We start from the raw sequence: 13,467 nt of genomic DNA, 5'->3' as shown, positions 1-13,467 counted from the left end.
GCCAGGTGATTCGTGGCAGCGAGTATCGACCCATGAACGCCGACGAAACAGCGCCGTCCATTCTGATCGTGCACGGCTTCAGCGACTCCAGCGTCGGACCACAGCGCCTGTTCGTGCAGACCTCTCGGCAGCTGGCGAAAGCGGGAGCGTTCGTACGCGCGTACGACCGACTCGGCCACGGCGTCAGCGACGGCGAGTTCGAGGACATCACCCTGCGCGACGAGGTCGAACAGGTGTCGAGCATGATCGAAGCCCTCGGCACCGATCGATCTGCGCCGGTCCACATCGTGGCTCACAGCCTCGGCGCAGTGGAGTCGGCCATAGCAGCCGCACGCCACCCCGACCTGGTGGCCACCCTCACACTGTGGTCGCCTGCCGGCGTCGTCGTCGACGACATCACCGTCGAACACGAGATCCAGGGCCAGCCGCTGGATACTGTCGCACAGAACGGGGGCCTCGACTTCGGCGGCATGTGGCTCGGGCAAGCCTTCATCGACGATGTCCGCGACGGTCTCGACGTGTACGACGCAGCTGCCGGATACAGCGGTCCCGTCGACATCATCCATGGCACCGATGACCAGATCGTGCCACTCGAGTACGGACGCCGCTACGCAGAATTTCTGCCTCACGCGACCTTCACAGCGATCTCAGGTGCCGACCACGCCTGGTCATCGTGTGCGTGGCGGGATGAACTCCTCACGCGTCTGCTGACGTTGACGGGGCTACCGAAATCCGATCGAACACGGGGGTCGTCTTCTCCCGTTGCGTGAAACGGTGACTTCTATCGGAACCCTCTGCACTGCTGCACAATCCGTCGATATCGACGGTCGCTTCGACTGCACGGGATCGGCGACCTTCCGCGTACCGGTCGGATCCAGGAGCACCAGGGACACTGTCCACACAAGTCGCGAACACGAGTCCCAATCGGAACCCGTCGGCCGGTAGCAGTCCGTTGCCGCTACTGCGGTCAACCCCATCAGATGCGAAGACGGCGTGCCGACTCCTGCGCGGTATCGGGGCAAAGACAGTCCCGAATACGTTGGGTACGAACCGAACTCATGCAGTTCCTGAGTACCACGAGGGTTGTGCGGACGTGGCCGGGAAATTGGAACGGATTGTTCCACGCCAGGGACGTAGCCGTGACATTCGACAGGCAGGGTCGTTGATGTCGCGCAGAGAGCGCGACCGAAAAGCCGAAGGAGAACAGTAATGGTGCTGTCGCACATTTCACGACGAAATCGGATCATGACCGGGATTGCGGGAGGGGTGTTGTCCGCCGGTGCCGTGCTGGGAGGCTTTGCCGCCCCTGCGGCCGCATCACCCGCGTCCTTCGATCCCGGCTCTTTGCCGAGCTGCGCTGACTTCGTCGATCCGGATGGCAGTCCGAAGTCCGAGTCGGCCGATTGCATGCCAGTGGACCCGTTCACCGACCCGGGGTTGACGCTGGCGCAGCGGATCGCGTTCATCAATGACGAATCACCGATTCACGACCAGCTGGTACAAGAGTTGGAGGACCAGTTCGCTGAATAGAAAAGCCGGGCACCGGCAATGATTCTGCAGGTGGCCGACGGGGCGTCAGAGGTGAAGATGCTCGCCTCTGACGCCCTCCGCGCGGTGCGACCGTCGCTCATCGAAGTATCCCGGTCATGTAGGACAGTGGCATCACCACTTACCCTCGTCGGCCTATCGAGGTGTTCAGTGCTCCGAGGCCGAAGGCCAGCAGCAGCACTGGAGTAAGACGAAGCGGCCGTTCAGGATTGGAGCCGTCGGGCCAGATATGGTCCCGTGATGCTGTCCGGGGACGCCGCCACTTCGGCGGGAGTGCCGGTGGCAACGACGGTGCCCCCGTTGTCGCCGCCGCCGGGACCGAGATCGATGACCCAGTCTGCGGACGCTATGGCATCCAAGTCGTGTTCCACCATCACCACGGTGTTGCCCGCGTCGACGAGCAGGTGCAGTTGGCGCATGAGCAGGGCGACGTCGGAGGGATGCAGCCCTGCGGTCGGTTCGTCCAATAGGTAGAGGGCGGTGCCGCGGCGGGTGCGCTGCAATTCGGTGGCAATCTTGATGCGCTGCGCTTCTCCACCGCTCAGCTCGGTGGCGGGTTGACCGAGCCGAAGGTAGCCGAGCCCGATGTCGCGCAAAGTCTCCAGACTGCGGGATGCTCCCGGGATGTCGGCGAAGAACACTGCAGCCTCGTCCACCGACATGTGCAATACCTGGGCAATTGTCTTGTCGCGCCAGGTGATTTCGAGAGTTTCCGGGGTGTACCGGTCACCGTGACAGGTGGGGCAAGGCCCGTAGGTGCCCGGAAGGAACAGCAGCTCCACCTCGACGAAACCGTCGCCCAGGCACGTGGGGCATCGTCCATCGGCGACGTTGAACGAGAACCGTCCTGGCGCCCATCCGCGGGCCTTGGCCTTATCGGTGGCGGCAAACAGTTTGCGGACGATGTCGAACATTCCGACGTAGGTGGCCAGTGTCGACCGGGGGGTTCGGCCGATGGGGCGTTGATCCACTCGGACCAGGCGGGTGAACGTCTCGAATCCGGAGACCTCGGCCACGTCGACCTCGATCTGCGCGTCCTCGTCCTCGTCTGCCGCGGTCTCGAGTCGGTGACGCGCCACCTCGAACAAGACCTGGCTGACGAGCGTCGACTTACCGGAGCCCGATACGCCCGTCACCGCCGTGAGCACCGCGTGTGGGAACTCCGCCGTCAGCTCCCGCAGATTGTGCCGAGTGACTCCGGTCAGCGTGAGCCAGCCCTGGGTGGGGCGCGCCTCCCGCTGCTCGGATTCCGCTCGTCCGAAGAGGTGCCTACTGGTGACCGACTCCTCGATCTCCTCCAAGCCGGCGACGGGGCCGCTGTACAGAACCCGTCCGCCGCCCTCACCCGCTGCGGGACCGATATCGACCACCCAGTCGGCGCGGCGGACCACGTCCATGTCGTGTTCGACGACGAACAAGGAATTGCCCGACGCCTTCAGTTGGTCCAGGACGTCGAGGAGTGGCTCGGCATCCGCGGGATGCAGTCCCGCGGAGGGTTCGTCCAGCACGTAGACCACCCCGAAAAGTCCGGAACGGAGCTGAGTGGCGATCCGCAACCGTTGGGTCTCGCCGGGTGACAGCGTCGTCGAGCTACGCCCGAGCGCCAAATACCCCAAGCCCAACTCGAGCAGCACGTCAATTCTGGCCAGCAGGTCGGCGGTGATGCGTACCGCCACCTCCGTGGTCTCCCCCGACTGTTCGGCAATGGGGCGCAGTACTGCGGCAAGTTCTGTCAGCGAGAGCGAGTTGATCTCGGCTATCGAGCGGCCGGCGATGGTGACGTCCAGCGCGTCGGCGCGCAGTCCACTCCCGGAGCACATCGGGCAGCGGACGGTTTCGGTGAACTGCAGCGCGCGGTCCCGCATCCGCTCGCTGTTCGAGTCCGACAGAACATGCATGACGTGGCTTCGGGCGCTCCAGAACTTACCTTCGTAACTGTGATCGACGCGGCCCTCTTCGGGTTCGATCCACACCTTGGGGTGCTCCTCGGTGAAGAGAAGCCAGTCTCGGTCCTTCTTCTTCAGCGTGCGCCACGGCGCGTCGATGTCGATACCCATGCCGCTGACGATGCTGCGCAGGTTTGCGCCCTGCCAGGCACCCGGCCACGCCGCGATCGCCCCCTCACGAATACTCAGCGATGGGTCGGGAACGAGCAGTTCCGTTGTCACGTCATGGAATTCGCCCAACCCGCCGCATCGCGGACAGGCCCCGGCGACGGTGTTGGGTGAAAACGCCTCCGCCGACAGCAGCGGCGCACCGTCGGGATAGGTACCGGCCCGGGAGTAGAGCATGCGCAGGAGGTTGGACATGGTGGTGATGGTGCCGACGCTCGAGCGCGAGCTGGGCGAACCCCGACGTTGCTGCAGCGCAACGGCCGGCGGAAGGCCGGTGATGGAGGCGACATGGGGAGCGCCCACTTGCTGAAGCAGTCGACGCGCGTAGGGGGCAACCGACTCGAAGTAGCGTCGCTGCGCTTCGGCGTACAAGGTGCTGAAAGCCAGTGACGACTTTCCGGACCCCGACACCCCTGTGAACGCGACGAAGGCATTGCGAGGTATGTCGACATCGACAGCGGCCAGGTTGTGTTCGGTAGCGCCGCGCACACGTACATACCCGTCCCACGTTGAGTCCGTCACCGAACGAGCCTAGCTGGCGTCCTCGACCCGAGGGCACAGAAGTGGCGAGGTGCGGTGCATCGATGCCATCGCGCCTCCGAGCATAACGAGGGTATCTTTTTGGTGGGTCTGGTCGTCGCGTACGTGCGACGGACCCGTGCATCGAGCCACTGGATCAGAATCATGAAGAGGGAGGCGGCATGGCCGAGGAATTCACCACCCGGCCGCTGTTTCGCAACGGTGCAGGCAGTGCCGCGCTGATCCTGGGCATCATCGCCCTGGTCTGCGCGTTCGTACCCTTCATCGGGGATTTTGTCGCTGTCCCAACAGGTGTCGCCGCGGTGGTGTGCGGGTGGGTCGGCGTGGGCCGGGACGAGAAGGGCCTGGCGACCAATGGCCGCGAGGCCATGATCGGCGCGGCCCTCGGCGGCGCGGCCATGTTCGTGGTGTTCGTGGCATACGCGGCCACCGTCGTGTGAATGTTGACAGAGCGAGCAGTGCCGATTTTCAGGGCATGTTGGGACAGCGCGTGACACCGGACCCTCGTCCATTCTCGTCGCCTGATCGAACCGCAGGCGCACAATCGGTCAGCCTTGCGGTCTGCTGTCGAGCGCTTTCAGGAAGTCGTTGATCCCCAGATTTCCCACCGGAGTCGTCTCGACCTCCAGCGGTACTCCGGACGTAGTGTCCGTGAACGTCAAATGCAGAACGGTTCCGCGCCGTTTGTGCGCCACGGTCAGGTGCGAACGAGGGATCCGGGTCAACAGCCCCAATTTCTTCCATGATCCGAACAGCCCGGATCGCTTGCGCCCCAGTGCGTACAGCGTCGTCTCGGATAGTGCGAGTACCACCGACGGAGGCATCTTCTGACGTCGAGCCGCGCTGGCACGCCCCGCCATCAGCCCACCCATCTCCCATGCGGTCGTCGAGTTACCTCCGCCGCCGATTCCGGCACCGAGACCCATTCCCACGGCACCAGCGAAAGTCGTGCCGCGTGGAACCGCAAGAGCCACATCGAGAATTCGGTCACCACCCACGGCCGCCTGTGCCCCCGCCCTGGCTTTGCTCTCACGCGACATGCTGCACCACCGCGACGTGGAATCGGATTACGGCCGGATGAGCCGAGGCGCCGAAGCTCTCGTTGTTCCGATGCATTGTCATTCGTCTCCTCGGTTGGCTGGTGCCGATGGAACCCCACATGTCGGTTGCATCTCGAGCAGTGCGCTCTGCCGAATTCATGTCGACAGGCGTTCGTCGGTGTTGCGCGCTCGCACACCGAACACCGTGAACAACGCGGCCACGAATGCGGTGACCACCAACAGAACGAGGCCGATCGTGTAGCTGTGGTCGACCGAGTCGTACGTGGCACCCATGACCAGCGGAGGGAAGAAGCCGCCGAGTCCGCCTGCGGCACCGACGATACCGGTGATCGAGCCGACCCGCTCCTGTGGCGCTTCCTTGGCCACCCAGCTGAACACCGACCCCGAACCCAGGCCCATGAATACGGCCGTCAACACGAAGTTCAGTCCGGCGAGGAACTCGAGGGGAGGTTGAGTGATCATCCAGACCGCCATCACCGCGGCACCACCACACGAAATCGCGGTGATCAGGCGCGCACCGAAGCGGTCCGACAGCACACCCCCGATGGGCCGGGCGACAACCGCAGCAATCGCGAACCCGGCCGTGCGGGTACCGGCCGCCGCAAGGTCGAAGTCGTACACATCTTTCAGGTACGTCGGCAAATACGTCGAGAAGGCGACGAACCCACCGAACGCGGCGGCATACAGGAAACCCATCTGCCACGTGATCGGCAATTTCGCCGCACCGACCAGTTTGGGTACGACCGCGTCATGGTTGGGTGACCACCGCGGAGAATCACGCATGAACATCCAGCAGACTGCGGCGGTGACAACCAAAGCAACCGCAATGACGACATGGGTGGTCACATACCCGAACCACTCAACGAACCGCGGTGTGAAGAACGCCGACAACGCGGTGCCGCCCATACCGGCTCCGAAGACTCCTGTCGCAAAACCCCTGCGAGACTTGTCGTACCAGCCGTTGACGAACGGGATTCCGACCGCGAACGAGGTGCCGGCGATTCCGAGGAAGAATCCGGCCACGAGCAGAATCGTGTAGTTGCCCAGGTGTCCGCCGAGAGCGACGAGGAAGACGAACGGCACGGACGCCAGCAGCAGAATCGGAAACATGATTCGGCCGCCCAGGCGGTCGGTGAGCGCACCGGTCAAGATGCGCCCCAGTGAGCCGACCAGAATCGGTATCGCCACCAACACCGACTTCGCTGTAGCGGATAGTTCCATGTCGGACGCGTATCGAACACCCAACGGGCCGATCAGGTTCCACGCCCAGAAGCTGATCGTGAACGCGAGTGTCGCAAGAGCGAGGTTCAGTGATTGCGCGCGTCGATCGAGTGGGGTCTCGACAGGAGTGCTCATCGATCACGATCCTTCGTTCCGACCGGTGCCCAACCGGGCCGGTACTGGCGATTTCCTGGCGACGAGTGCCTGTCGCGGCTGCGGTAGACGATGTACGGGCGAAACAGGTAATGCACCGGCGCGGTGAACATGTGCACCAACCGAGTGAACGGCACCATGGCGAACAGCAGCATCCCGACGAGGACATGGATGTGGAAACGCATGGGCGCGTTGCTCATCGCCTCGACATCCGGCTGCAGATAGAACAGAGACCTGAACCACGGCGAGACCGTCTCTCGATAGTTCACCCCTTCCTGACCGGGCACAGCACCGAGGAGGGTCACGTAGAACCCCAGCAGCAGAGCAGCGGTCAGGACGAGGTACATCACCTTGTCGTTACGAGTGGTCGCCATGAACACCGGCCCGACGCGTCGACGTCGGTACACGAGAATGACGAGACCGACGAGAGTACACACACCGGCGATCAACCCGAAGAATGCCGAATTCAGGTGGTAGACACTCTCGGAGATCCCGAAGAACTCGGTCCACGACTCCGGGACGAGCAGACCGATGGCGTGGCCGATGATGACGACCAGGATGCCGAAGTGGAACAGCGGTGACCCGATACGGAGCAACCGCGATTCGTACAACTCCGACGATCGGGTGGTCCATCCGAACTTGTCGTACCGGTAGCGCCAGATGGTGCCGCCGATGAGCAGCGTCAGCACCAGATACGGAAGTACGCCCCACAGAATCGTATTCACGTCGTCACCTCGTCTCGGCGATGGGTAGCAGACGCGGATCGAAAGCCTCCAGGCCCACCGTTTCGATGGGTATCGTCGCCCGGAGGGCAAGCGCGGACTGGCGATCCGTCGGCGATTCCCCCGGAAGGCAGGCACAGATCGCGGTCATCACGTCGGCGTACGGGGTGCCGAGATCGACCAGGCCCAACCGAATGAGTTCCAGCGCTGCGCGGTAGACCGTCAACAGCTCCACCGCCGTGGCCGGCTGGTCGCGAGCACAGAATTCGAGCACGACCGGAAGATGGTCGGGTAGCTCCCCATGGAGATCGACCAGATAGCCGCTGTCGCGATAACGCTGTTTGAACTCGCCGAGCACCGAGCCGCGGCGGCGGGTGTCTCCGTCCGTCCAGTACGACAGATACAACGTGCGTTTGCTCGAAAGATCGAACACGTCGACGTACTCGCGCTGCAGCTTGTCGATATCCGAGCCCGCCAGGTGGTCGACGAAACGCTCCAGGGGCGCAGCGACAGTACGGTCGGGATGCTCACCGAGCGCCTCTCGTAGCAAACCGATTCGGGCCAACAGCTGGGAATCCGGGTACGTCAGGCACCAGGCTGCGGCCTGGTAGATCACCCGCTGGTCGACTTCTCGTCGACCCCGCAACCATCTCACGGCGTCTCCGAACTCTTGGGGAACATTCCCGACGGCACGCCGTTTCCGTCCCAGTTCAGCAAGTTGACTCGACCGGCCAGACTGTCGGCTCCCGCCGCGGTATCGGAGGTCTGCCGGTGTTTGAGAGCGTGGAAGGTCTCCACCGACACCGGGGCCGGACGACCGCTGGCCTCACCGAAGGCACCGGACTCGAACATTCCGGGGCCTTCCTCGTAGTCCAGTGAGCAGGCCATCTCGTCGAGTTTCGCGGCCTGTTCATGGTGCGCGGTCGGAATGACATAGCGCTCTTCGTATTTGGCGATCGCCATGAGCCGGTACATCTCGTACATCTCCTCTTCCGACATTCCAACGGAAGCGGGGATGTCGGCGTTCGGCTCACGACCGAGGGTGATATCGCGCATGTAGGCGCGCATGGCGGCGAGTCGTTTGAGAACGGTGTCGATGACATCGGTGTCGCCTGCGGTGAACAGTTCGGCCAGATACTCGACGGGGATGCGCAACGCCTCGATCGCCCCGAACAACGTGCCATATCCTTCGGCGTCATGTCCCTGCTCGGCCAGCAGATCGACGATCGGCGACAGAGGTGGGACGTACCACACCATCGGCATCGTGCGATATTCCGGATGCAACGGAAGCGCGACCTTGTATTTCTTGGCCAGCGCGTACACCGGGGAACGTCGGGCCGCGTCGATCCAGTCGTCGGGAATGCCGTCGGCGCGCGCCGCCGCGATCACACTCGGATCCTCGGGGTCGAGGAGCAGATCGAGTTGTGCCTCGTACAGGTCCTTCTCGTCCGGTGTCGACGCCGCGTCGGTCACCGCGTCGGCGTCGTACAAGAAGATTCCGAGATATCGAAGCCGACCGACGCACGTCTCGGAGCAGATCGTCGGTTGGCCGACCTCGAGTCGCGGGTAACACAGCGTGCATTTCTCGGCTTTGCCCGACTTGTGGTTGAAATAGATCTTCTTGTAGGGACATCCGGTGATGCACTGCCGCCAGCCACGACACTGGTCCTGGTCGACGAGGACGATTCCGTCCTCGCTGCGCTTGTAGATCGCGCCCGACGGGCACGAAGCCATGCACGACGGGTTGAGGCAGTGCTCGCAGATTCGCGGCAGGTAGAACATGAAGGTCTGCTCGAAGCTGAACTTGACGGCCTCTTCTGATTCGCTGCGGAGCTTGGCGACGATCGGATCGAGGTCGCCGTATTCCGTTGCACCACCAAGGTTGTCGTCCCAGTTCGCCGACCAGCTGACTTTGGTGTCCTTGCCGGTCAACAGCGATTTCGGCCGGGCCACAGGGAAATCGTCACCGAGTGGTGCGTCGATGAGCGTCTGGTAGTCGTAGGTCCAGGGCTCGTAATAGTCGGCGATCGTGGGCTGAACGGGACTGGCGAACAGAGTGAGCAGTTTCTGCAGTCGGCCTCCGGTGCGCAGGCGCAGTTTGCCTTTGGCGTTGAGATGCCAGCCACCCCGCCACTTCTCCTGGTCTTCGTAACGTCGCGGATACCCCTGCCCGGGGCGGGTCTCGACATTGTTGAACCACACGTACTCGGTGCCGGCACGGTTGGTCCACGCCTGCTTACATGTCACCGAACAGGTGTGGCACCCGATGCACTTGTCCAGATTCATCACCATGCCCACTTGGGCCATCACTCGCATCAGTAGGTCACCTCCTGACTACGTTTGCGAATGGTGGCCACCATGTCGCGTTGATTACCTGCGGGACCGAGATAGTTGAAGGCGTAGGACAACTGGGCATATCCGCCGATGAGATGCGTCGGTTTCACCAAGAGTCGAGTGGCCGAGTTGTGGATGCCGCCGCGGCGGCCGGTGGCTTCGGATTTGGGAACATCGATGGTTCGTTCCTGAGCATGGTGGACATACGTGACGCCGGTCGGCATTCGGTGGCTGACGACCGCACGGCAAACCACGACGCCGTTGGCGTTCACGCACTCGATCCAGTCGTTGTCCTTCACGTCGATCGCGGCAGCGTCCTCGGGACTGAGCCACGCCGTCGGCCCACCTCGGGACAGCGACAGCATGAAGAGGTTGTCCTGGTACTCGGAGTGGATCGACCACTTCGAGTGCGGAGTGAGATACCGGACGGTGATCTGTTGCGCGCCGTCGGGGCCGAGCCTCGGCTCGCCGAACAACCGGTGCATGTCCAGTGGTGGTCGGTAGATCGGTAGCGATTCACCCATGTCGATCATCCAGTCGTGATCGAGGTAGAAATGCATTCGTCCCGTCAGGGTGTGAAAGGGCTTGAGCCGCTCGATGTTCACGGTGAACGGTGAGTAGCGCCGACCCCCGGTCTCGGACCCTGACCACTCCGGCGAGGTGAGCACGGGAACCGGGCCGCGCTGGGTGTCGGCGAAGGTGATGCGCCTGTCCTCCGCGCCCGCTGCCAGGTCGTCGAGGCGTTTCCCGACGCGCTTCTGTAGCTTCTCGAAACCGTCCTTCGCCAACGCGCCGTTGGTCGTACCGGAATAGGTGAGAATTGCCTCGGCCATCTTGACGTCCGTGTCGATGGCCGGTCGCCCTTCGGCAGGACCCGACGGCATCACGCCGTTGCTCGCAGCCAATCGGTCACTCTGCTCGGCCACGTCGTAGGTCACGTTCTTGACCGCGAAACCCAACGTGTCCGCCAGTGGTCCGACGGCCGCCAGCTTGTCCGCGATGGCCGTGTAATCGCGCTCGACCACAACGAAGTTCGGAAGATTCTTGCCTGGCGTCCCCGGGTTGGGCGAACCCTGCCAGTCCGCCACCCTGCCGTGCGGCTGTGCCGTCTCACCGGGGGTGTCGTGCTGCATCGGCACGCTGACCAGATCGTGGCGCACCCCGAGATGAATCTTTGCCAGAGACGAGAGCTTGTCGGCCAGCAAGTGGAACAGATCGAAATCCGACTTCGCTTCCCACGGTGGGTCGATCGCGGGTGAGAAGGCATGCACGAACGGGTGCATGTCGGTCGACGACAGGTCGTGTTTCTCGTACCAGGTCGCAGCCGGGAACACGATGTCGGACAGCAGCGTTGTGGACGTCATTCGAAAATCTGCCGACACCATCAGATCGAGCTTGCCCTCGGGTGCTTCCTCGTGCCACTTCACGTCGTTCGGCCGCGGCGCGTTCGGGTTCTCGGTGCCCAATACGTTGTGGTGGGTGCCCAGCAGATTTCGCAGGAAGTACTCGTTTCCTTTGGCCGACGAGCCCATCAGGTTCGAGCGCCAGAGAATCAGTGTGCGCGGCCAGTTCTCGGGCGCGTCGATATCGGTGATCGCAGCGGTGAGGCCGCCGTCGTGCAGTTTCTCGGCAACAAAACTGCCGACCGTGGACGCGTCCCCGGTCTCCACGGCAGCATTCGCCTCGTCTGCGAGATCGAGCGGATTGCGGTCGAACTGTGGGTAGAACGGCATCCACCCCATCCGCGCCGATTGCGCGATGGCGTCGGCTGTGTGTTCGTGGGTGATCGAGCTCTTCGACAACGGCGAGGCCAACGACGCCGTCGAGTAACCGTCGTTGCGCCACTGGTCGGTGTGCATGTACCAGTACGAGGTACCGGTCATGGTCCGCGGCGGCCGCGACCAGTCGAGTGCATTGGCGAGAGAGATCCATCCGGTGATGGGACGGCACTTCTCCTGACCCACGTAGTGCGCCCAGCCTCCGCCGTTGCGGCCCATGCACCCGGTGAGGATGAGCAGGGACAGTATGGCGCGGTACGTGGCGTCACCGTGGAACCACTGGCAGATGCCTGCACCCATGATGATCATCGAGCGCCCGCCGGAATCGATTGCATTGGTGGCGAACTCGCGAGCCACACGGACGGCGGCCTCGGCCGGAACACCGGTGATCTCGGCCTGCCAGGCGGGTGTGTACGGCACCTCGACGTCGTCGTAACCGGTGGGCCACTCTCCCGGTACTCCGTCACGGGCAACGCCGTACTGCGCGAACATGAGGTCGAAGACCGTGGTGACCAGAGCGCCGTCGATCCGGGTCGCCGGGACTCCGCGCCGCAGTACCCTGCCCGAACCATCGGGGGCATCGAATGCAGGAAGAAGTATCTCCAGGTTCTCGGTCCCGCTGCGTCCGTGCAGGGTGAGCACGGGCGTGATCGTGCCGAGATCGAGATTCCAGCGACCCTCTCCCGATGCCGAGAACCGAAACCCCAACGATCCGTTGGGCACCGCTGGGTCTCCGGTCCGCCCGTCGAGTACGACCGTCTTCCAGACGTCGTCTTCGGTGGCAGCGCCGTCGGGCAATGCCGCGAGTTCGTCTGCGGTGACGAACTTTCCGGGCACGTAGGCACCGTCGTGCTCGTCGAGATGGATGAGGAACGGAAGGTCACTGTAGGTCTTGATGTAGTCGTCGAAGAACGGCACCGATCTCCGAGCGAAGAACTCGGTGAGGATGACGTGTCCCATCGCCATCGCGAGCGCGCCGTCGGTACCCGCCTGAGCCGGGAGCCATTCGTCGGCAAACTTGCTGTTGTCGGCGTAGTCGGGACTCACGGTGACGACTTTGGTTCCGCGGTAACGTACTTCGGCCATCCAATGCGCATCAGGAGTACGCGTGACGGGAACGTTCGATCCCCACATCATCAAGTAGGTGGCGTCCCACCAATCGCCGGATTCGGGAACATCGGTCTGGTCTCCGAAGACCTGCGGGCTGGCAACCGGCAGGTCGGCGTACCAATCGTAGAACGAGGTCATCACGCCGCCGATGAGCTGAACGAAGCGGGTGCCTACGCCATGCGAGACCATCGACATCGCCGGGATCGGCGAGAATCCGGCACAGCGATCCGGACCGTACGTCTTGATGGTGTGAACGTGCGCGGCAGCCGCGATCTCGATCGCCTCGTCCCATGAAACGCGTACCAACCCGCCTTTGCCGCGTGCCTGCTGATACGACTTCCGACGCAGGGGATCACCGACCACGTCCGCCCAAGCAAGCACCGGGTCACCGAGACGCGCCTTCGCGGCCCGGTACATCTCCACCAGTACCCCACGGGCATAGGGATGCCGAACACGCGTGGGTGAGTATGTGTACCAGGAGAAAGCAGCACCACGAGGGCACCCACGGGGCTCGTATTCGGGGCTGTCCGGCCCGACCGACGGATAGTCGGTCTCCTGCGTTTCCCACGTGATGATGCCGTCTTTGACATAGACCTTCCACGAACAGGAACCGGTGCAGTTGACGCCGTGGGTGGATCGAACGACCTTGTCGTGACTCCACCGGTCGCGGTAGAACACGTCACCTGCTCGGCCACCCTCACGAAAGACCATCCGGCCGTCGTCACTCTCATCCCAGCGAGTGAAGAACTTGCCGACGTTTAGGAGAGCCTTGGCTGCATCCCCCTGAACGGCATTCGACTTGATATCCATTGGCCGGGACATGCTCTTCACCGTACAAAGAACGACGGCTGAGCCAGACGCTTTTATCGAAATTCGAGTCCCCGCA

10 protein-coding genes are annotated in these 13,467 nt (G+C 63.2%); 3 read left to right on the top strand and 7 right to left on the bottom strand.

What is annotated here, in order from left to right:
• Positions 1-32: 32 nt before the first annotated feature.
• Entirely contained in the window at positions 33-770 is a 738-nt protein-coding gene (locus tag CH271_RS08125; RefSeq protein WP_256986331.1) for an alpha/beta hydrolase, read from the top strand.
• Between the two features lie 439 nt (positions 771-1,209).
• Complete coding sequence (locus CH271_RS08120; protein ID WP_094633313.1) at positions 1,210-1,530, top strand: hypothetical protein; 321 nt, start codon at positions 1,210-1,212, stop codon at positions 1,528-1,530.
• Between the two features lie 221 nt (positions 1,531-1,751).
• Here CH271_RS08120 and CH271_RS08115 read toward each other — a convergent pair whose 3' ends face one another.
• Positions 1,752-4,184, bottom strand: coding sequence for an excinuclease ABC subunit UvrA (locus tag CH271_RS08115; RefSeq protein WP_094633312.1), 2,433 nt, complete (start codon positions 4,182-4,184; stop codon positions 1,752-1,754).
• Between the two features lie 179 nt (positions 4,185-4,363).
• On the opposite strand from CH271_RS08115, the gene CH271_RS08110 reads away from it, so the two are divergent.
• Positions 4,364-4,642 carry a hypothetical protein gene (locus CH271_RS08110; protein WP_094633311.1) on the top strand — a complete coding sequence of 93 codons (279 nt, stop codon included), beginning with the start codon at positions 4,364-4,366 and terminating at the stop codon, positions 4,640-4,642.
• Positions 4,643-4,750: 108 nt separating this feature from the next.
• Here the strand turns inward: CH271_RS08110 and CH271_RS08105 are convergent, their stop codons facing one another.
• From CH271_RS08105 to CH271_RS08080, 6 genes are all read right to left on the bottom strand, one after another.
• Positions 4,751-5,242: a hypothetical protein gene (locus tag CH271_RS08105; RefSeq protein WP_094633310.1), complete on the bottom strand. Its 492-nt coding sequence runs from the start codon at positions 5,240-5,242 to the stop codon at positions 4,751-4,753.
• Between the two features lie 156 nt (positions 5,243-5,398).
• Positions 5,399-6,619: an MFS transporter gene (locus CH271_RS08100; protein ID WP_094633309.1), complete on the bottom strand. Its 1,221-nt coding sequence runs from the start codon at positions 6,617-6,619 to the stop codon at positions 5,399-5,401.
• Entirely contained in the window at positions 6,616-7,362 is a 747-nt protein-coding gene (narI, locus tag CH271_RS08095) for a respiratory nitrate reductase subunit gamma (protein ID WP_094633308.1), read from the bottom strand. The genes CH271_RS08100 and narI overlap by 4 nt, the downstream gene beginning before the upstream one ends.
• 4 nt (positions 7,363-7,366) lie before the next feature.
• Complete coding sequence (narJ, locus tag CH271_RS08090; RefSeq protein ID WP_094633307.1) at positions 7,367-8,014, bottom strand: nitrate reductase molybdenum cofactor assembly chaperone; 648 nt, start codon at positions 8,012-8,014, stop codon at positions 7,367-7,369.
• On the bottom strand, positions 8,011-9,675 hold the full coding sequence (gene narH, locus CH271_RS08085) for a nitrate reductase subunit beta (protein ID WP_094633306.1): 1,665 nt from the start codon (positions 9,673-9,675) through the stop codon (positions 8,011-8,013). Before narH ends, narJ begins: the two co-directional genes overlap by 4 nt.
• Positions 9,675-13,403: a nitrate reductase subunit alpha gene (locus CH271_RS08080; protein ID WP_256986330.1), complete on the bottom strand. Its 3,729-nt coding sequence runs from the start codon at positions 13,401-13,403 to the stop codon at positions 9,675-9,677. The genes narH and CH271_RS08080 overlap by 1 nt, the downstream gene beginning before the upstream one ends.
• Between the last annotated feature and the right edge of the window lie 64 nt (positions 13,404-13,467).

This window comes from Rhodococcus sp. 05-340-2 (assembly GCF_002258915.1).
GTDB lineage: Bacteria > Actinomycetota > Actinomycetes > Mycobacteriales > Mycobacteriaceae > Rhodococcoides.
The sequence above is the reverse complement of the archived record's forward strand: the minus strand, read 5'-3'. Positions and strand labels throughout refer to the sequence as shown.